The following is a 19,196-nucleotide window of genomic DNA, read 5'->3' as shown; positions in this document are numbered from 1 at the left end:
CGTCGGACCCCGCTCGGCAAGCTGGTCGACATCTACGTTGACGTTATCAACGCGACCGGTGGTCGGGAAGTGCCGGCGGAGACTTCGGAAAGGATCCGGGATGGGCGTGCTGTGGGAACCGGAACTCGACCCGGTCGGGGCCAGCTGGCTGGCCACCGCTCGGACCCTCGCCGCCGAGAAGTTCGCCCCGCTCGCCGCCGAACTCGACCGGGACCAGCGCTACCCCTGGGAACACGTCGCCGCCTTCGTCGAATCCGGGTTGACCGGCATCTTCGTGCCGACCGAGTACGGCGGCGCCGGGCTGAGCATGCAGGCGGTGTGTGCGATCACCGAGGAGGTCTCCCGGGCCTGCGCCGCCACCGGCGCCATCCTGGCCGCGTACGAACTCGGCGCGGTGCCACTCCTGTTGGCCGGCACCGACGAACAGCGTCAGCTGGTCCTCGGTGACCTGCTGCGCGGCCGGGCGGTCAGCTTCGCCCTCAGCGAGACCGGCGCCGGCAGCGACGCCGCCGCGATCACCACCACCGCCCTGCCCGACGGCGACGGGTTCCGGCTGCGCGGCGAGAAGATCTACATCGGCAACGGCGGCGCCGCACAGCACTACGTGGTCTTCGCCAAGACCGACCCGGACGCCGGGGCGCGGGGCATCACCGCGTTCCTGATCGACAAGGACACCCCGGGCGCGGTCATCGACCGCTACGAGGACAAAATGGGCATCCGGGGCACCCGGACCAGCAACCTGAAACTCGACGCCCGAGTACCAGCCGACGCGATCCTCGGCGAACGCGGCCGCGGACTGCGGCTCGCGCTGCGCACCCTCGACCTGGGCCGGATCAGCGTCGCCGCACAGGGGCTCGGCATCGCGGCGGCCGCCTACCAGCTCGCCACCGCCGAGGCCGCCCGTCGCAGCCGGTTCGGCCGCCCCCTGCTGGAACATCAGGGGATCGGTTTCCGCCTCGCCGACCTCGCCACCGAGCTCACCGCCGCCCGGCTGCTCACCTACCAGGCCGCCCGCAGCTACGACGACGGCGCGTCGGTGGCCACCGTCGGTGCCATGGCCAAGCTCTACACCAGCGAGGTCGCCCACCGCGCCGTCGACCTCGCCGTCCAGGTGTACGGCGGGGAAGGCTACTGCAAGCCCTGCCCGGCCGAACGGCTCTACCGCGACCAGCGGGTGCTGGAAATCTACGAGGGCACCTCGGAGATCCAGCGGATCGTCATCGCCCGGGCCATCGGCGCCGACCAGGCGGAGCCGGTCCGGTGACCGCCACGCAGGCCAGCTGCCTGGCCGCCGGCGCGCTCACCGGCCGTACCGTCGGCTGGGTCGCCGGCACACCCACCCTGGCGCTGACCGCGGCCCTGGCCGGCCTCGGTGCCCGACTGCCGGAGGCCGACGGGGCCGCGCCGGACCTGGTCGTCGCCGACCTGCGCGACGGCGTCGCCCCGACCACCGGCGACGCCGCGGCCACCCTCACCACCGTCTTCGCCGCCGCCCGGGCCGGATACGACCTGCTCACCGACGCATCCGGCGGCGGCCTGCTGCTGATCGCCGCCGACGCACCCGGCCCGACCGGCGCGGCGCTGCACGCGGGCCTGACCTCGCTGACCCGGACCCTGGCCACCGAATGGGCACCGCAGCACATCCGGGTGAACTGCCTGCTCACCCCGGCAGTACCGACGGCACCGCCGCTGGCCGACCTGATCGGCTACCTCGCCGGCCCGGCGGCCGCCCTGCTCACCGGGCAGCTGCTCGCCCTGACCCCGCCGGCCGCCCGACCGGGGAGGACCGCATGATCGGGCACCGGCCGGTACGCCGCTGGTGGTCGGAGTGCGAGACCTTCCCCCGCGACCGGCTCGTCCAGCAGCAGCTCACCGCGCTGCGCCGCCAGCTCAGCTACGTCTACCAGGCGAGCACCCTGCACCGGCGGCGGATGCTCGACATCGGCTGGCACCCGGCCGACCTCACTGACCTGGACTCGCTGCGGAACCTGCCGATCATCGACAAGGCCGACTACCTGGACGGGCTGCGCGAGGAACCGCCGTGGGGGACCGCCCGGGCGGCCGATCCGGAGGCGGTCCAGCGAGTCCACTTCTCCTCCGGCAGCACCGGCGACCCGGTACCGGTGCTGTGGACCGGCCCCGACCTGGAACGCTGGGCCGACCTGTACGCGCGGATGGCGTACGGGCAGGGCGTCCGCGACCGGGACGTCTACCTGTGCCTGTTCAGCTATCCGTGGTTCGTCGGCGGGCTCGGCGCCACCGCCGGCTACCAGCGGATCGGCGCGACGGTCGTGCCGGGCGGATCCGCCGACACGCACCGGCAGATCGACACCATCTTCCGGTACGGCGTCACCGCCGTCGGCGGAACCCCGTCGTTCCTGCTGCACCTGGCTGAGGTCGCCGAGCAGACCGGACGGCCGCTGCGCGACTGCCCGGTACGCCGGGTCATGGTCGGCGGTGAACCCGGCGGCGCGGTGCCCGCCACCCGGGCCCTGATCGAGCAGGCCTGGGGTGCCCGCTGCTTCGACGGCTACGGCTGCCTGGAGTTCCAGCCGGTGGCCTGGGAATGCGAGGAACAGGCCGGCGGGCACCTCGCCGAGGACTTCGTCCACGCCGAGGTGCTGCACCCACGTACCCGCGAACCGGTGCCCGACGGCACGACCGGGGTCCTCGTCCTGACCCACCTGGACAAGCAGGCCACTCCGCTGGTCCGGTTCTGGACCGGTGACCTGGTGGTGCGCGACGGCACCGGCTGCGGCTGCGGCCGCACCCACGCCCGGCTGGCCGGCGGGGTGCTCGGCCGGGCCGACGACATGCTGGTGGTCCGGGGCGTCAACGTCTTCCCCAGCGCGGTGGAACAGGTCCTGCGGGAACACCCGGCCGGCCGGGGCCAGTACCAGATCGTGCTGGACGCCGACGTCACCGACCGGCACAGCGGATATCTGACCGGGATCAAGGTCGAGATCGAGGTGCCCGACGGCACCGCGACCGCCACCGCCGAACTGACCGCGGCGCTGCGGCAGGCGCTGCGGGTCCGCGCCCAGGTGGTCGCGGTCGCGCCCGGCAGCCTGCCGCGCCACACCCACAAGGCCCGCCGCGTCGTGCGACGCGGCGGCGGGACGGAGCGAACGTGAACCGGCACGTGTATCTCATCGGCGCCGTGCGTACCCCGCACGGACGCTATGGCGGCTCGCTACGCGCGGTGCGGGCGGTGGACCTGGGCGCCGTCGCGGCGAGAGCTGCCCTGGACCGGGCCGGCCTGCCGGCCGACGCCGTCGGCGAGGTGGTCGCGTCCAACTGCCGCCAGGCCGGCAACGGCCCCAACCCCGGCCGGCAGATCACCCTGCGGGCCGGCCTGGCGCAGCGCACCCCGGCGCAGACCGTCAACATGGCCTGCGCCTCCGGGCTGAAGGCCATCCAGCTGGCCGCCCAGTCGGTCGCCGCCGGCGACACCGGCGCCGCGCTGGTCGTCGCCGTCGAGTCGATGAGCACGATGCCCTATCTGGCCGACTCCGGGCTGCGCTGGGACGGTGTGCGACGCGGCGACATCACCCTGGTCGACGGCTGGCGCGACGGCGGCACCGACCCGGTCTGCGGGCTCAACATGGGCCAGACCGCCGAACGGATCGCCGAGCGGTACGGCATTGGCCGCGTCGACCAGGACGCCTGGGCCGCCCGTAGCCACCAGCGGGCGGCCGCCGCCTGGACGGACGGCCGGTTCGCCGCCGAGACGGTGCCGGTATCCACCGCCGACGGCGCGTTCGAGCGTGACGAGACGTTCCGTACCGACAGTACGCCGCAGCGACTCGCCGGACTGAGGCCGGCGTTCGTCGACGGCGGCACGGTCACCGCCGGCAACGCCAGCCAGATGGCCGACGGCGCCGCCGCTGTGATCGTCGCCGACGCGGCCACCGTCGAGCGGTACGGCCTGACGCCCGCCGCCCGGCTGGTGTCGTTCGCGGCGGTCGGCGTCGATCCGACCGAAATGGGGGTGGGGCCGGTGCACGCCGTGCCCCGCGCGCTGGCCGGGGCCAACCGGTCAACGGCCGACGTGGACCTGTTCGAGATCAACGAGGCGTTCGCCGCGCAGATCGTGCACAACGTCCGCGAACTCGGCCTCGCCGAGGACCGGGTCAACGTCAACGGCGGCGGTATCGCGCTGGGCCACCCGACCGGGCAGAGCGGCACCCGGATCGTCGTGTCGCTGCTGCACGAACTCGCCCGCCGCGACGCCACCACCGCAGTGGCCAGCCTCTGCGTCGGCGGCGGCCAGGGGGTCGCCGCCGTACTGGAAAGGGTCAGCTGATGGCGACGGTGGACGAACTGTCGGTGGTGGTCGTCGGGCTCGGACCGATGGGCCGCGGCATCGCCCGGGTGTTCGCCCAGGCGGGTGCGCGGGTCACCGTGGTCGACGCCGACGAGTCCAGCACCCGCGACAACGCCGAGCTGCTGCGGCGCGAGGCGCACCGCGACGTCCGGCCGGTGCCGGTCACCGCCACCGCCGACCTGACCGCCGCGCTCGACGGTGCCGACCTGCTCGTCGAAGCTGTCGTGGAGGACCTGGCGGTCAAACGTGACCTGCTCGCCCGGGTCGCCGCAGCCGGGTCAGCCGACCTGGTCGTGGCCACCAACACGTCCTCGTTGAGCGTCGCCGAACTCGGCCGGGCCTTCGGCGACCCGACCCGCCTGGTCGGGTTGCACTTTTTCAACCCGGCGACCCGGATGCGGCTGGTCGAGGTGGTCGCCGGTCCACAGACCGCGCCGCAGGTCGTCGACCGGGCACAGCGGTGGGTCGCCGGGCTGGGCAAGACCGCGGTACGCTGCGCCGACACCCCCAACTTCGTGGTGAACCGGGTTTGCCGGCCGCTGTACTACGAGGCCCAACTACTGGTCACCCAGGGCGTGCCGGCCCCGGTGGTGGACGCGGTGGCCCGGGACGCGCTCGGGCACCGGATGGGGCCGCTGGAGCTGCTCGACTTCACCGGGCTGCACACCCACCTGGCCTCCTCGGAGACCGCGCTGCGGGAGTTCGGCGATCCGCGCTACCGGCCGATCCCGCTGACCCGGGCGCTGGTGCGCGCCGGGCTCACCGGCCGGGGCGTCGGCCGCGGCTACTACGACTACTCGGCCGAACCACCGGCCGCCGCGCGGCGGCGGGTCGTCCGACCGGCACCGGCCGGCACCGGCCCGGTGGCGCTCACCGGGCCGGCCGCCGACCGCCTGCGTGGCGTCGCCGGCCTGGTCGAAGCCGCCGACGCACCCGCCGACGCGGTGCTGCTGTACGCCTCCGCCGGTGATCCGCGCTGGTGCGCCGCCGAGATCACCGACCTGGTGGCCGCCGGCCGGACCGTCGTGCTGGACAGCTCCGACGCCGGCTGGCTCGACGTCGCGCCGCCCGGGGTGGGCTGGCTGCGGCTGCACCCCACCGCCGAACGGGTCTTCGCCGAGGTGGTCCACGACGACGTCGCCGCGGTCACCGAGACCGACGCGGTCACCGCCGTGCTCGCCGCCACCGGGGCCGGCTCGGTCCGGCTGCCCGCGCTGCCCGGCCTGGTCGCCGACCGGCTGATGTACACCATGGCGAACGAGGCCGTCACGGTGGTCGAGGAGGGCACCGCGACGGCGGCCGCGGTGGACACCGCGCTGCGACTCGGGATGAACCATCCGGTCGGACCGGCGGAGTACGTCGACCGGGTCGGCGCGGACCGGGTGCTCGACGGTCTCGTCGCGCTGGCCCGGTTCACCGGCGACCCCCGGTACCGGCCCGGCCTGCTGCTGCGTCGACAGGCGGCCGGCGCCGCCCGCCGCCGGTCATGACGCGGCCCGCCGACCGGCTGCGCCGGCCCACCCTCACCCTGGCCGAGGCCGTCACCCGCTACGTCGCCGACGGCGACTGCGTCTACCTGGGAAACTTCGGCGCGCAGCTGTTCAGCGTCGGCCACGAACTGATCCGGCAGCGCCGTCGCCGGCTGCACGCGGTCGTCGCATCCGGCGGCCTGCTGCTCGACCAGTTGATCGGCGCCGGGACGCTGGCCGCCGCGACGTTCGGGCACTGCTGGAGCCCGGTCGGGCCGGACCCGGCGTGGAACTTCCGCCGGCTGGTCGAGTCAGGTGACCAGTCCGTCGCGCTGCACGAGGTCAGCCTCGGCATGCTGAACGCGGCGATGACCGCCGCCGCCTGGCGGGTGCCGTTCATGCCGGTGCCGTCGACGCCCGGCACCGGGTACACCGACAGCGGCTGGTCGGGTGGGCTGCTCGGCACCGCCGACGGCGACTTCGGCCCGGCCACCGTCGTGCGGGCGGTCACCCCCGACGTCGCATTCGTGCACGCCGACCTGGTCGACGAGCGAGGCAACGCGGTGATCCGTACCCCGCTCGGTGAGGTGCCCGCCGCCTGTCAGGCGGCGCGGCGGGTCGTCGTGGTCGCCGAGGCCGCCGCCAGCGTCGAGCAGGTACGCGCGGCCGGTGCCACCCTGCCCGGCCTGCTGGTGACGGCGGTTGTGGTGGCACCCGGCGCGGTACACCCGGACGGCGCACCGGGCCGTTATCCGCGCGACGTGGCCGCCTACCAGGCGTACCTGGCGGCGGCCCGGACCAGCGACGGGTTCGCCCGCTGGCTGGCCGACGAGGTAGCGGTGCCCCGGTGAGCGTCGTCGACTTCCTGATCCGGGCGGCCGGTGAGTTCCGCCGTGGCGGCTACGTGTTCACCGGCTTCCACTGGCCGGTGCTCGCCGCCCGGCTGGCCCACCACCTGCCCGGGGAGCCGTTCGCCGAGGTGTACGAGGCGGGGGCGGTGTGCGACGGTCCGGCCACCACCGTCGCGACCAGCACCACCGACTACCCCGCGTACGCTGACGCGGTGGGCTGGCGCGGCACCAGCGCCGACGTGCTGCTCTGCCTGGTCGCCCGCTGCGACCGGGTGGTGCTGGACGCGGCCAACGTGGACCTCGCGGGCCGGATCAACGCGAGCATGATCGGCGTCGGCCGGCCGCCGAAGGTCCGGCTGGCCGGCGGGGGCGGCGCGGCCGACGCCGCCGCTGCCGCCCGCGAACTGGTGCTGCTGCACGGCGGCGCCGATCCGGCCCGGCTGGCCGACCGCGTGCAGCACGTCACCGCCGCCCCGGGGCCGGCCACCTCGGTGCGGCTGCACACCCGCTGGGGGACCCTGCACCTCGGCACCCGACCCCGGCTGGTGGAACTGGTCGACACCGCCGGCACCGCCGAGTTCCTGCACCGGTTGACCGAACTCGGCGTGCCGGTCGACGGTGCCCGGCCGGCGGCACCGGTGGCACCGGCCGCCCGCCGCGCCGCGCGGCGGACCCTGACCGAGGCGGCCCGCCGCGGCTACCGGGTGGCCCGGCAGGCGTCGACCGACCAGACCGGACCCGGCCACCCGGTAACCGACGACGGAGGGCAGCGTTGACTGACGATCTCCAGGAACTGCGCCGGCAGGTGCGTGACCTCGCCGACCGATGGCGGGCGGCCGGCCGCTTCCAGCCGGTCTGCGACGCCTGGCTGCGTGGGCACGACATCGAGTTCAGCAAGGAAGTGGCCCGCCGCGGCTGGATCGGCATCACCTGGCCGGGCGAGTACGGCGGCGGTGGCCGGTCGAACCTTGCCCGGCTGGTGGTCACCGAGGAGTTGCTGCGGGCCGGTGCCCCGGTGGCCGCGCACTGGATCGCGGACCGGCAGATCGGCCCGGCGATCCTGCGGTACGGCACTGCGCAGCTGCGCCGGGAGTTCCTGCCCAGGATCGCCGCCGCCGAGGTGACGTTCTGCCTGGGGATGAGCGAGACCGAAGCCGGTTCCGACCTGGCGGCGGTGCGCACCACCGCCACCCGCGACGGTGCCGGCTGGCGGATCACCGGCGCCAAGGTGTGGACCAGCCACGCGCACCGCAGCAGCCACGCCTACGTCCTGGCCCGCACCGGCGGCGGTGCGCGCCGCCACGACGGGCTGACCGAGTTCGTCGTCGACCTCGCCGCTCCGGGCGTCACCGTCCGGCCGATCATCGACCTGCAGGGCGAGCACCACTTCAACGAGATGATCTTCGACGACGTGCCGGTCCCGGACCGCTGGGTGATCGGCGAGGTCGGCCAGGGCTGGCGGCAGGTGACCGAGCAGCTGTCGTTCGAACGCGGCGGACTGGAACGGGTGATGAGCACCTACCCGCTACTGGCGGCTCTGGCCCGGTCGGTGAGCGACGAAGCCGAGCCGGCCGCCGTCGAGGCGGTCGGCGAACTCGCCGCCCGGTTGTCGGTGCTGCGCCGGATCGCCTGGGAGATCGCCGCCGACCTGGACGCCGGCGCCGCCCCGGTGCATCGGGCGGCGCTGCTCAAACACCTCGGCACCACCTTCGAACGGGAAGTGACCGAGACCGCCCGTTGGGTCACCGGCGTCCGGCCGGATCCCACCGGCGACGGCCTGCCCGCGCTGCTCGCCCAGGGGATCCTCGCCGCGCCCGGGTTCTCCATCCGCGGCGGCACCACCGAGGTGCTGCTGACCCTGATCGCCCGAGGGGAGGCGGACCATGTCCGGTGACGAACCGACCGACGAGGTGATGCTGCGCCAGATCGTCGCCGAAGCGCTGACCGGTGTCGCGGCCGGGTCGCTGTGGGCCACCGCGCGGGACCTTGGCTGGCTGACCGTCGGCGTCGCGGAGCAGGCCGGCGGTTCCGGCGGCACCGTCCACGACGCGGCCGCCATCGTGCGGGCGGCTGCCGCCGTCGCCCCGGAGCTCACCCTGGTCGAGGCGATGCAGGCGAGCTGGCTGCTCGGCGAGGCCGGCTGGCTCGACCCGGACCGCGACGAGCGGTACGCGGTGGCGCTGCCCGACCCGGCGGAGGCGATCAGCCTGCACACCGGGCTGACCGGCTCGGCCACCGGTGTGCCGGGGGCGCAGGCGGCATCCGCGCTGCTGGTCGGCGCCGTCGCGGCCGATGACGGCCGGCCGGTGCTGGCCCGGGTCGACCCGGCCGCCGACGGGCTGCGCGTCACCCCGGGTACCAACCTCGCCGGCGAACCCCGGGACCGGGTCGCCCTGCGGGGCTGCGTACCGCTACGGGTGGCGATGACCGCACCGCACGTCGCCGACGTGCGGTGCCGGGAGTCGCTGCTGCGGGCCGCCGCGCTGCTCGGCGCCGTCGAACGGACCTGCCAGTTGACCATCGAACACGTCCGGGTCCGCACCCAGTTCGGTCGGCCGTTGCTGGCCCAGCAGGCGGTGGCGCACGCGGTGGCGACCATGGCGGGGGAGCGGGAGCAGAGCCGGGCGGCGCTGCGCGGCGCCCTGGACGCCTGGGACGGCGACCACTCGGCCAGCCGGGTCGCCGCCGCCCGGGTGGTCCTCGGCCGGGCCGCCACGACGGTGGCCCGGCTGGCGCACCAACTGCACGGCGCGGTGGGCATCACCCGGGAACACCCGCTGCACCGCAGCACCGGCCGGTTGCTCGCCTGGCGCGACGAGCCGGTCGCCACCCGCGTGGCGTCCCATACCCTGGGCACGGTGGTCGCCGACGGCGGCGACCTGTGGCAGTGGACCGTGACCGACCGGATCGGGAGCTGACGTGGAAACCCTTTCGTTGCGTACCGCCGACCATCCGGGCGTGCGGGTGCTGACCCTCGACGATCCCGACCGGCGCAACGCGATCGGCACCGTGATGAAGCGGGAACTGGCCGAGACGGTGTCGACCGTCGCCGCCGACCGCGACGCCCGGGTCCTGGTCGTCACCGGCGCCGGCACCGCGTTCTGCTCCGGTGCCCACCTCGACGAGATCTTCGGCGGCCCGGTCCGACCGGTCAGCCAGACCCGCCGCGACCTGGAGGACATCTACCGCAGCTTCCTCGCGGTGCGCGAGCTGGACCTGGTGACCATCGCCGCCGTGCAGGGACCTGCCGTGGGCGCCGGCCTCAACCTGGCGATGTGCTGCGACCAGCGGATCGCCGGCCCCCAGGCCCGGTTCGGGGCGACGTTCACCCGGATCGGCCTGCACCCCGGCGGCGGCTGCACCTATTTCCTGGTCGACGCGCTCGGCCCGCAGCGGGCCATGCAGATCCTGCTGGACGGCGCGATGCTCGACGCCGCCCGGGCCCACGAGCTCGGCCTGGTGCTCGACGTGGTCGACGATCCGCTGGCCGCCGCGTTGGCCGCGGCGCACCGCTACGCCGACCTGGACCCGCATCTGGTACGCCACGTCAAGCAGAGCGTCCGGATCGCCGCCTCGTCCGGCCTGGACGCCTCGGTGCAGTACGAGGCGTGGGCCCAGGCCGCGTCGGCCAGCGACCCGGCGGTGCTGGCCACGCTGCTCGGCGACCGGCGTTGAGGCGGACCGCCGCCCGGGGCGTCAGGCCACCCCGATCGGTCCTTCCCTGGGCCCCTCCTCCTGCGCCGGCTGCACCGCCAGCGACGGGAAGTCGGCCAGGTCGCCGTCCGGTTCGGCATCCCACTCCGGGAACACCAGCTCACTCTGCAGGTAGAGGCAGAGCAGCTGGGTGAGGTGCCGCAGCCCTTCCAGGTGGGTGCGTTCGTGTCCGTGGGTGGCGTCCACCCCGAAGCCGAGCAGTGCCACCCGGGCGTGCGCGCCGGCCTCGACCGCCGCCGCCACGTCCGACCGGTAGTAGTCGAAGACGTCGCGGACCAGGTCCACGCCGTGATCGGCGGCAAGCCCGGCGAGCTTACGGGTCAGGTGGTAGTCGAACGGGCCGACACCGTCGCCCATCGCCAGGGTCGCGGCGTCCTCCCGGGACTGCTGGCCGGGGGCCACCACTGCGGCGTCGACCGAGACGATCTCGGCCACGTCCGGGTCGAGCCCGTGGCTGGCGCCGTGCCCGACCTCCTCGGTGCAGGTGATCAGCAGGTGGGCGGTGACCGGCGGCTGCTGGCCGGCGTCGACCATCGCCTTCACGGCGGTCAGCACCGCCGCCACCCCCGCCTTGTCGTCCAGGTGCCGGGACTTGACGTATCCGCTGGGCGTGATCGTCGGTGCCGGCAGCATCGCCACGAAGTCGCCGACGTCGATGCCGAGCGCGCGGAGCCCGGCGATGTCGGTGACCGGCTCGTCGACCCGCACCTCGACCTGCTCCCAGCCGACCCCCTGCAGGTCGACGTCCTCGTTGTAGCGGTGGCCGCTGGCCTTCAACGGCAGCACCTGGCCGGTGATCACCCGGTCCAGGCTGTCGGTGTAGACCCGCACGTGGGCGCCTTCGGCGAACCGGGCGCTGTGGGTGCCGATCTGCTTGAGCTCCAGCCGGCCGTTCTCCTTCAACCGTTTGACCATCCCGCCGATCGTGTCGGTGTGCACCACGATCGCCCGGTCCGCGCCGGTGGTCCGCGGCCCGCACAGCGAGGCGCTGAGCGCGCCCCGCCGGGTGACCGTGAACGGGATACCGAGAGCGGACAGCCGTTCCCCGACGTACTGCTGCACGTGGTCGGTGCGACCGGACGGACTGGGGATGTCCAGCAGCTCCAGCATCACCTGCTGCAGGTAGTCGAGGTCCAGTTTCAGGGGGGCGGGGGGGTTCGGGTCGGCCGGCATGCCAAGACCGTACCGTCGCCGATCACGGCGTTGCCGGCGCCCCGCCGGGACCGGGCGGACTCCACCGCCGCTGCTGCGCGCTGGTGCCCGGGAACAGCAGGTCGATGAAGCGTTCCGCAGTCGGCTGCGGCTCGTGGTTGGCCAATCCGGGCCGTTCGTTGGCTTCGATGAAGACATGGTCGGGCTGATCAGGAGCGGTCACCAGCAGGTCCATGCCGGCCACCGGGATGGCCAGCGCCCGGCTGGCGGCCACGCACGCCGCCGCCAGATCGGCGTGCAGCCGGTCGGTGACGTCGTGGATCGTCCCGCCGGTGTGCAGGTTCGCGGTCCGCCGTACGGTCAGCACCTCGCCGGCCGGCAGCACGTCGTCCATCGTGTGCCCGGCCTCGGTGACCACCTCCCGGGTCAGGTCGTCCAGCGGGATCTTCGACTCGCCGCCGGTGGCCGCGGCCCGCCGCCGGCTGTGTCGCCGGATCAGCTCGGCCACCGTGTGTACGCCGTCGCCGGTGACCGCCGCCGGGCGGCGGACCGCAGCGGCCACCACCTCGTGGTCGATCACCAGGACCCGCAGGTCCTCCCCCTGGTGCCGCTGTTCGATCAGCACCTGCGGGCAGTGCCTGCGGGCCAGGTCGACGGCGGCCCGTAGGGCGGCCGGGTCGGTGACGCCGACGGTGATCCCGGTGCCCTGTTCGCCGCGGGCCGGCTTGACCACCACCTCACCGACCTTGGCGAGGAACGCCTCGTCGTCGGCGTCGCCGGTGGCGGTCCGGCCGTGCGGCACGGCCAGCCCGGCGTCGAGCAGCACCCGCCGGGTCACCCGCTTGTCGTCGCATCGGCTCATCGCCACCGCCGAGGTCAGCTCCGACAGCGACTCGCGGGTGACGATGCTGCGGGCACCGTTGGTCAGCCGCAGCTCGCCCCAGGACGCGTCGATCACCTCGACCCGGATACCGCGGCGCATCGCCTCGTCGGCGACGATCCGGGCGTACGGGTTCAGATCGTCGTAGCCGTCCGGCATGCTGGCCAGGAAGAGCCGTTCGTTGATGGGGTTCTTGCGTTTGACGCACAGCGTCGGCGTGCGTTCGAATCCGAGCCGTTCGTAGAGGCGGATCGCGCCGTCGTTCTCCGCCAGCACGGACAGGTCGACGTAGACCCGGCCGCGGTCGGCGAGCCGGCCGGCGAGCTCCAGCAGCAGCGCCTGACCGGTGCCGGGCGGTGCGTGCAGCGGGTCGACGGTCAGGCACCACAGGCTGGAGCCGTTGTCCGGGTCGTCGAAGACCGCCACATGGTCGATGCCGGTGATGGTGCCGACGACCTGCCCGGTGACGTTTTCGGCGACCAGGTGCACGAAACGTTCGGTCGCGGCGTTGTCGACCAGGATGTCGACCGGGGCGGTGACCATCCCGTTGTGGGCGTATATCCGGTTGACCGCGTCGGCGTCGGAATCGTCGCGCAGCGGCCGGATCCGCAGCCCTGGTTCCGGCGGCTGCGGCTCGCGTACCTCGGTGAGGTCCAGCCGGAAGGTCAGCGACGGGTCGATGAACAACTCGTCCGGCAGCCGCGACACCAGCACGTGCGGGTCGGGCAGGTAGATGCAGATGTCGCGGGAGCCGGCGGCTTCCGAACGCAGCACGTCGGCGACGTCGGAGGGGTCGGCGAACGTCTGACCGAAGACCAGCCGGCCCCAGCCGCACTCCAGGATGACGTCGGCGCTGTCGGTGGGTTTGGCCGGCGGATCGCCCGGGACGACCGGGTCGCCACCTGGGCCGATCCGTTCCCGCCGGGGGGCGGGGGAGTCGGGGCGGGGCAAGCTCGCGTCGTCAGTCAATGCCATGGTTCTGCAGCCACATCTCCAGCAGTCCGAGTTGCCACAACTTGTTGCCCCGCAGCGGGGTGAGCTCGGCGTTCGGGTCGCGCAGCAGCCCGTCGACGTACCCGTCGCGGAACAGCCCGCGCCGACGGGCCGGCGGCGCGTGCAGGGCGTCGCGCACCCGGTCGAGCAGCTTGCCCTCCAGGTGGGTCAGCCCGGGTACCGGGAAGTACCCCTTCGGCCGGTCGATCACCTCCCAGGGCAGCACCCGCCGGCCGATCTCCTTGAGTACCCCCTTGCCGCCCTGGGCCAACTTGAGCTCGGGCGGGCAGGTGGCGGCGAGTTCGACGAACTCGTGGTCGAGGAAGGGGACGCGGGCCTCCAGCCCGTGCGCCATCGTCATGTTGTCGACCCGTTTCACCGGGTCGTCCACGAGCATCACCGTGGTGTCGATCCGCAGCCCCGCGTCGACCGCGTCCTGCGCGCCGGCGCGGCCCAGGTGGGCGGCGGCGAACTCGCGGGCGGGATCACCGGCGGCGAGGTACTCCGGGTTGAGCACCTGGGCGAGACCGGCGGCGTCGCGGTCGAAGAAGGCCGTGGCGTAGGTGTCCAGTGCCTGGTCACGGCCGACCCGGGCGAGCGGCGGGTACCAGTGGTACCCGCCGAGGATCTCGTCGGCGCCCTGGCCGGACTGCACCACCTTGAGGTGCTTGGCGACTTCCTGACTGAGCAGGTAGAACGCGACGCAGTCGTGACTGACCATGGGTTCGCTCATCGCCGCGACGGCGGCCTCCAGCGGCGGCACCAGGTCACGGGCGGCCACCCGGATCTGATGGTGGTCGGTGTCGAACCGCTGCGCCACCAGGTCGGAGTAGACGAACTCGTCGCCCTCCCGTCCACCGACCGCGTCGAAGCCGATCGAGAAGGTGGCCAGACCACGTTGGCCCTGCTCGGCCAGCAGCGCCACGACCAGCGAGGAGTCGAGCCCACCGGAGAGCAGGACGCCGACCGGCACGTCGGCGACCATCCGGCGCTGCACCGCGGTGGTCAACGATTCGAGCAGAGCGTCCTGCCAGTCCTGCTCCGACCAGTCGGCGCGGCGCGGGTCCCGGCCGAACGGCGGATCCCAGTAACGGCGCTCGTCCACCCGGCCGTCGGGCTGGTAGACCCGCACGGTGGCCGGGGGCAGCTTACGGATGCCGTTGAGGATCGTCCGCGGCGCGGGGACCACACTGTGGAAGCTGAGGTAGTGGGCGAGGGACACCGGATCGATGCCGGTGTCCACCCCGCCGCCGGCCAGTAGCGCCGGCAGGGTGCTGGCGAACCGGACCACACCGGGGCGCTCGTCGACGTACAGCGGCTTGATGCCCAGCCGGTCGCGGGCCAGGACCAGCCGGCCGCTGTCGCGCTCGGTGATCGCGACGGCGAACATGCCGACCAGGTGGTCGACGAAGTCGACGCCCCACTCGGCGTAGGCCTTGACGACGACCTCGCTGTCGCCCGAGGAGAAGAACGTGTGACCCCGTGCCTGCAGTTGCTCGCGCAGCTCACGGTAGTTGTAGATGCAGCCGTTGAAGACGCCGGTCAGGCCGGCGGCGGAGTCGACGATTGGTTGGTTGCTGGCCGCCGACAGGTCGATGATCTTCAGGCGCCGGTGTCCGAAGGCCACACTTCCGTGTGACCAGGAACCCCCGTCGTCGGGCCCCCGGTCACTCATTGTCGCCGCCATTCGCTCCACCGCGCCGATGTCGGCGCGGGAACCGTCGCGGCGCAGCTCACCCGCAAGTCCGCACATGCGTACCCATCCTGCCAGACCGTTGCGGCATCGCCCAGTTGACGGCCGGATCCGGTGTCCCGACCAGTGCTGCGGAGCACGCCCCGATCAGTGCCCGGAGCACGGACGATCCCGCTCGGTGCCCTGTGCCGGGTCTCGCTACGCTGACCCGGCGACAGGGCGGTTGTGTGACTAATCAATCAAATAGTTGGTGGGTGCCGTGGTGGCCCCGGAGTTCGTCCCGACGTACGGTTCGCGGTAACGTTTGGTCGGGTTTGATGGCTGGACGGTGGATAGCTCCATCATCCGGCTGGCGTGGGTGCTCCGTCCCGGTTCGAGACGGATGCCGACCGGGGAGGGCTAGTTGCTGACCACGCTTGAGGGACACCACCTGCGGGCCTGCGTCCTCGGCCAGTCCTGGCTCATCCGTCAGTTGGAGCGCCGGGGCGCCGGCCTGGATCCGATCGCCCTGTTCGGGGTGGTCGAGGGGACCTTCGTGACGGTCGTCGACCAGTTGGGGCGTAGCGGGTTCCCACTGACCGAGCTGCGCTGCTTCGCCGACACCGCGGTACGGCTGACCGCCGCCGGCCGGGAACCGGTCTCCGCCGACGAGGTGATCCGCATCGTCGGCTACCAGTTCGGGGAGCACGTCGACGTCGCCGACATCGAGGCCCGCCGTGCCGTGCCGGTACGCCGGGCGGTGATCGGTACGGCGGTACGGCGGTTGCGGCTCACCCTGCACGATGTGGACAACCTCCTACGTCGAGGGGAGAGTCTGGCCTCCCAGTGGGGGTTCGCCGCCACCACCTACCACCCGGGTCCGTTGACCGCCTGCTACCTGCGGGTCGCGGAGGCCCGGTGGGCGAGTCGGCAGTCGCGCCGCAGCCGGCACACCCAGCTGGGTCGGGTGCTGTGACCGTACGGTCAGTGCCCCACCGGCAGGTCGGACGGCGTTGCGTGGTCGGCGGGGAAGCCGAACAGCCCGAGTAGCCCGGTCGCCCACAGCTGCCGTCGGGTGAAGCTGCTGATGTTCTCCAGCTCGAGCCGGCTGCCGCTGACCCCGGCAGCCTGGTGACAGGCGACCAGGCTGCCGATCCCGGTCGAGTCGATGAAGCTGACGCACGTGAGGTCCAGCACGATCCGCTCGGGTGCGGACCGGGCGAGCAGCGCGGTGACCGCGTCGCGGACCTCGCCGGCTGTGGCGAGGTCGAGTTCACCGTGCAAGGCGAGTCGTACCGTGGTGCCCTGGTAGCTCCTGGTGATGACGAAATCCACGTCGTACCTCCGGTCGGGTGGCGACGGGTGCCGGGGGAGGGAGGATCCTGAGGCATTGGCATGTGCCGATATCCGCTGATGCGCGCGGTGTGTGAGCCGTCACGTTACGGTATGTGCGGCTGATGTGCCAGCCCCGTTTCGGACTGTGCACCAACCCGGTCGACCACTGTGAGCGATCATCTCGTCCGGGCCCGCCGGTGCGGTCGTCCCGGTCCGACCGCACCGGCGTAGGGCCCCGGTCCGGGTCAGCTCTGCGCCGGCAGGGGCGTCTGCGGGCTGACCGTCGGCGACGGCAGGGTCGGGTTCACCGTCGGCTCGGGCGTGGCGGTGCCCGGCGTGGTCGGGTCAACCGTGGGGCTCACCCCGGGACTCGGCGAGGTCGGCAGCCCGAGCTGCGCCGCGAGGCCCTGCAACGCCGCGTACAGGTCCTCGAGCACCGGTCCGGCCTCCTGTGCCAGGTTCACCACCCGTTCGTCGGAGCCCTGCGCGATCTCGGCGTTGTTCACCTCGATCGCCTGGGCGTACCCCGCCAGCTGGCTCTCCACGAACGCCGTGTCGAACTCGGCACCGGACAACCCGTCCAGTCGGGTGACCACGTCCTGCTGCTCCTGGGTGGGCGAGTCGGGCAGGGTGACGTCGACCTCACCGGCCACCCGGGTGACCTCCTCGTCCAGCCGGGTGTGGTCGGCCACCATGTCACCGCCCAGGTCCTTCACCGCCTGGTCGGCATCCTGCTTGTCCTGCGCCAACTGGCCGATCTGCACAGCGGCCAGATTGACCTGGTGGATCGTACGCAGGTAATCGCTGTCCTGCTCGGACGGTGCCGTCGCGTGCGCGGCCGCCGGGATCAACGCGACGGCGGTCAGCCCCGCCAACAGCCCCAGCCGGGTCACTACGGTCCTTCTCATCGTGGTTCCTCCTCGCTCAGCGCTCGTCGGGGCACCGAGATACCCGGCACCCCGGACGCCATGCCCGCCGGCCGGGATGAGCGCCGCCGGCCGACGGCGGATGATCCGCCACCCTCGGTCGGGCTAGCCCGACCCGCCGCCGGCATACCGCCGCCCGTACCGGGTAACCGGACGATGACCGACCAGATCACCGGGAGGCATCGTGACCAACGTCCAGCAACCGGAGATGCGTCGCAGCGGGGACAACCCGCTGGTCCAGGAGAGCAAGGGTCCCGACGGAGCCGACCGCCGGCCCGGGCGCCGTGGCGGCGGCAACCGGCCCGTCCCGGCCGGCCAGGTCTCGCCGTACGGTCCTCACCCGCCGGTCGCCGACGACGACAGCGAATCCGACGACCAGCCGGACTGACCACTCCGGTCGGCCCCGGCACCATGCAGACGTTTCTGCCGTACCCGGACTTCGCGGCCAGCGCCGCCGTGCTCGACGCCCGACGACTCGGCAAACAGCGCGTCGAAGCGTTGCAGGTGCTGCGCGGCCTGACCGTGCCCGGGTACGGCTGGCGTCACCATCCGGCGGTCCGGATGTGGCACGGCCACCTGGAGGCACTGGTCCGGTACGGACTGACGGTCTGCGCCGAATGGACCCGGACTTGCCGGGCCGACACCGTCGCCGACACCCTGCGCCGTGAATTCACCGCCGCGACCGGCCGCACCCTAGTCCGCGACCAGGCCGAACTCGGCGCCGCCACCGCGCTGCCGGCCTGGCTCGGCCGAGCCGACCTGCACCTGTCGCACCGCGCCGCACTGGTACACAAGGACCCCGATTACTACCGTCCCCGGTTCGGCGACCTCGCCCCCGTACCGTACGTGTGGCCGTGCCCACCGGCGGTACCGCCGCCGATCGCCCCCGCCCCGTCCGGCGAAAAAGGTCCGTGGTCGGATTGAACCGTTCGGCCTCGTCCGCCGAACCCCTTACCGGTGGATCAGGATCCGGCGGCAGCGGCCGCCGACGTACGGGAGGCGAGGCTCATGGTCAACTGTCTGCGCGCGAACGCCGTCCGGATCGGCGCGGTGCTGTCCGGTCCGGTGCTGGCGGTCGCGCTGTCCGGGCCGGCGGTGGCCGCGGCCGGCATCGGCCTGGAACCGACCCAGGCACCCCGTGGGGCCGGCATCCAACTCACCTTCGAACTGCCGCAGGAACGGCCGGACGCACACACCACCGAGGTGCGCCTCGACCTGCCGGCGGACCTGCCCATCGCCGAGGTCTACCCGATGTCGGTCGACGACTGGGCACCCCGGATCATCAACCGGACCCTGCCGGAGCCGCTGCCCGGCCTGCACGGTGGCCTGATGACCGAGGCCACCGAGAGCATCATCTGGCAGTTGGTCGCCCCACCCGCCGCCGAACCGGCGCCGGTGCTGCTGACCGTGTCGGTCGGACCGCTGCCGGATGCGGACCGGATCGACTTCGCGGTGACCCAGACCTACTCCGACGGCACCGTGGTCCGCTGGGGCGGCCCGGACGCGCAGCGGCCCGGCCCGGTGCTGGCCCTCGGGCCGGCCGACCCGGCGGCGGCCGGTCACGGAGCCCAGCACGGCGGCCCGGCACCGGCCGCCGCCCAGGACCCACCGGCGCAGGCCGCCGCCGCGGGCTCGGACGACGCCGCCGGCACTGGGATGGGACTGCTGCTGGCCGGCCTGGCCGGCGGAGCGGCGATCGGCGCGGCCGTCGTCTGGTGGCGCAGCCGCCGCCACCGCAGCGTCCCGGCGGACCCGACCGGGGCCGGCACCGCCGACGAAGAGGGCGAACTGGCCGTCACCGGCGGCACGACCCCCTGGCGGCTCACCGAACAGTGACCGCTGCCGTCCCAGGTCTCCCTACCGCGGACCGGCCCGCC

19 protein-coding genes are annotated in these 19,196 nt (G+C 73.4%); 14 read left to right on the top strand and 5 right to left on the bottom strand.

All coding sequences use genetic code 11. From position 1 onward, the window contains the following. The first annotated feature begins 100 nt into the window (after positions 1-100). The 10 genes from O7629_RS11905 to O7629_RS11860 are packed head-to-tail and all read left to right on the top strand — an operon-like array spanning position 101 to position 10,322. Positions 101-1,264 carry an acyl-CoA dehydrogenase family protein gene (locus O7629_RS11905; protein WP_278169191.1) on the top strand — a complete coding sequence of 388 codons (1,164 nt, stop codon included), beginning with the start codon at positions 101-103 and terminating at the stop codon, positions 1,262-1,264. Beyond that, a complete protein-coding gene (locus tag O7629_RS11900) occupies positions 1,261-1,794 on the top strand; it encodes a hypothetical protein (RefSeq protein ID WP_278169190.1) in 534 nt (177 codons plus the stop codon). The genes O7629_RS11905 and O7629_RS11900 overlap by 4 nt, the downstream gene beginning before the upstream one ends. After that, the gene (locus O7629_RS11895) at positions 1,791-3,134 is read left to right on the top strand and encodes an AMP-binding protein (protein WP_278169189.1); all 1,344 of its coding nucleotides are present in this window, start codon (positions 1,791-1,793) and stop codon (positions 3,132-3,134) included. Before O7629_RS11900 ends, O7629_RS11895 begins: the two co-directional genes overlap by 4 nt. Further along, complete coding sequence (locus O7629_RS11890; protein WP_278169188.1) at positions 3,131-4,306, top strand: thiolase family protein; 1,176 nt, start codon at positions 3,131-3,133, stop codon at positions 4,304-4,306. The genes O7629_RS11895 and O7629_RS11890 overlap by 4 nt, the downstream gene beginning before the upstream one ends. Beyond that, positions 4,306-5,817, top strand: a complete 1,512-nt coding sequence (locus O7629_RS11885) for a 3-hydroxyacyl-CoA dehydrogenase NAD-binding domain-containing protein (RefSeq protein ID WP_278169187.1) — start codon at positions 4,306-4,308, stop codon at positions 5,815-5,817. The genes O7629_RS11890 and O7629_RS11885 overlap by 1 nt, the downstream gene beginning before the upstream one ends. Further along, positions 5,814-6,647, top strand: coding sequence for a CoA-transferase (locus tag O7629_RS11880; protein WP_278169186.1), 834 nt, complete (start codon positions 5,814-5,816; stop codon positions 6,645-6,647). The genes O7629_RS11885 and O7629_RS11880 overlap by 4 nt, the downstream gene beginning before the upstream one ends. Further along, a complete protein-coding gene (locus O7629_RS11875; RefSeq protein ID WP_278169185.1) occupies positions 6,644-7,423 on the top strand; it encodes a co-chaperone HscB in 780 nt (259 codons plus the stop codon). The genes O7629_RS11880 and O7629_RS11875 overlap by 4 nt, the downstream gene beginning before the upstream one ends. Then, positions 7,420-8,541 carry an acyl-CoA dehydrogenase family protein gene (locus O7629_RS11870; RefSeq protein WP_278169184.1) on the top strand — a complete coding sequence of 374 codons (1,122 nt, stop codon included), beginning with the start codon at positions 7,420-7,422 and terminating at the stop codon, positions 8,539-8,541. The genes O7629_RS11875 and O7629_RS11870 overlap by 4 nt, the downstream gene beginning before the upstream one ends. Further along, a complete protein-coding gene (locus O7629_RS11865; protein WP_278169183.1) occupies positions 8,531-9,565 on the top strand; it encodes an acyl-CoA dehydrogenase family protein in 1,035 nt (344 codons plus the stop codon). Before O7629_RS11870 ends, O7629_RS11865 begins: the two co-directional genes overlap by 11 nt. 1 nt (position 9,566) lies before the next feature. Beyond that, complete coding sequence (locus O7629_RS11860; protein WP_278169182.1) at positions 9,567-10,322, top strand: enoyl-CoA hydratase; 756 nt, start codon at positions 9,567-9,569, stop codon at positions 10,320-10,322. Between the two features lie 21 nt (positions 10,323-10,343). Here the strand turns inward: O7629_RS11860 and O7629_RS11855 are convergent, their stop codons facing one another. Genes O7629_RS11855 through O7629_RS11845 form a run of 3 tightly spaced genes read right to left on the bottom strand, consistent with a single transcriptional unit; the run spans position 10,344 to position 15,139 of the window. Continuing rightward, a complete protein-coding gene (locus O7629_RS11855) occupies positions 10,344-11,534 on the bottom strand; it encodes an osmoprotectant NAGGN system M42 family peptidase (protein WP_278169181.1) in 1,191 nt (396 codons plus the stop codon). Positions 11,535-11,556: 22 nt separating this feature from the next. After that, complete coding sequence (ngg, locus tag O7629_RS11850) at positions 11,557-13,368, bottom strand: N-acetylglutaminylglutamine synthetase (protein ID WP_278169180.1); 1,812 nt, start codon at positions 13,366-13,368, stop codon at positions 11,557-11,559. Next, positions 13,355-15,139 carry an N-acetylglutaminylglutamine amidotransferase gene (locus tag O7629_RS11845; protein WP_278169179.1) on the bottom strand — a complete coding sequence of 595 codons (1,785 nt, stop codon included), beginning with the start codon at positions 15,137-15,139 and terminating at the stop codon, positions 13,355-13,357. Before O7629_RS11845 ends, ngg begins: the two co-directional genes overlap by 14 nt. A 343-nt stretch (positions 15,140-15,482) precedes the next feature. Here O7629_RS11845 and O7629_RS11840 point away from each other — a divergent pair, with 343 nt between their 5' ends. Beyond that, positions 15,483-16,034 (top strand): hypothetical protein, encoded by a 552-nt coding sequence (locus O7629_RS11840; protein WP_278169178.1) that lies wholly within the window; start codon positions 15,483-15,485, stop codon positions 16,032-16,034. An 8-nt stretch (positions 16,035-16,042) separates the two neighbouring features. Here the strand turns inward: O7629_RS11840 and O7629_RS11835 are convergent, their stop codons facing one another. Next, the gene (locus tag O7629_RS11835; RefSeq protein ID WP_278169177.1) at positions 16,043-16,393 is read right to left on the bottom strand and encodes an STAS domain-containing protein; all 351 of its coding nucleotides are present in this window, start codon (positions 16,391-16,393) and stop codon (positions 16,043-16,045) included. A 245-nt stretch (positions 16,394-16,638) separates the two neighbouring features. Further along, complete coding sequence (locus tag O7629_RS11830) at positions 16,639-17,301, bottom strand: DUF4142 domain-containing protein (protein WP_278169176.1); 663 nt, start codon at positions 17,299-17,301, stop codon at positions 16,639-16,641. A 202-nt stretch (positions 17,302-17,503) separates the two neighbouring features. On the opposite strand from O7629_RS11830, the gene O7629_RS11825 reads away from it, so the two are divergent. The 3 genes from O7629_RS11825 to O7629_RS11815 are packed head-to-tail and all read left to right on the top strand — an operon-like array spanning position 17,504 to position 19,155. Continuing rightward, on the top strand, positions 17,504-17,707 hold the full coding sequence (locus tag O7629_RS11825) for a hypothetical protein (protein ID WP_278169175.1): 204 nt from the start codon (positions 17,504-17,506) through the stop codon (positions 17,705-17,707). Positions 17,708-17,730: 23 nt separating this feature from the next. After that, positions 17,731-18,243 carry an MSMEG_6728 family protein gene (locus O7629_RS11820; RefSeq protein WP_278169173.1) on the top strand — a complete coding sequence of 171 codons (513 nt, stop codon included), beginning with the start codon at positions 17,731-17,733 and terminating at the stop codon, positions 18,241-18,243. Between the two features lie 33 nt (positions 18,244-18,276). Beyond that, positions 18,277-19,155: a DUF1775 domain-containing protein gene (locus O7629_RS11815; RefSeq protein ID WP_278169171.1), complete on the top strand. Its 879-nt coding sequence runs from the start codon at positions 18,277-18,279 to the stop codon at positions 19,153-19,155. Positions 19,156-19,196 lie beyond the last annotated feature (41 nt).

This window comes from Solwaraspora sp. WMMD792, assembly GCF_029626105.1.
Lineage (GTDB): Bacteria > Actinomycetota > Actinomycetes > Mycobacteriales > Micromonosporaceae > Micromonospora_E.
The sequence above is the reverse complement of the archived record's forward strand: the minus strand, read 5'-3'. Positions and strand labels throughout refer to the sequence as shown.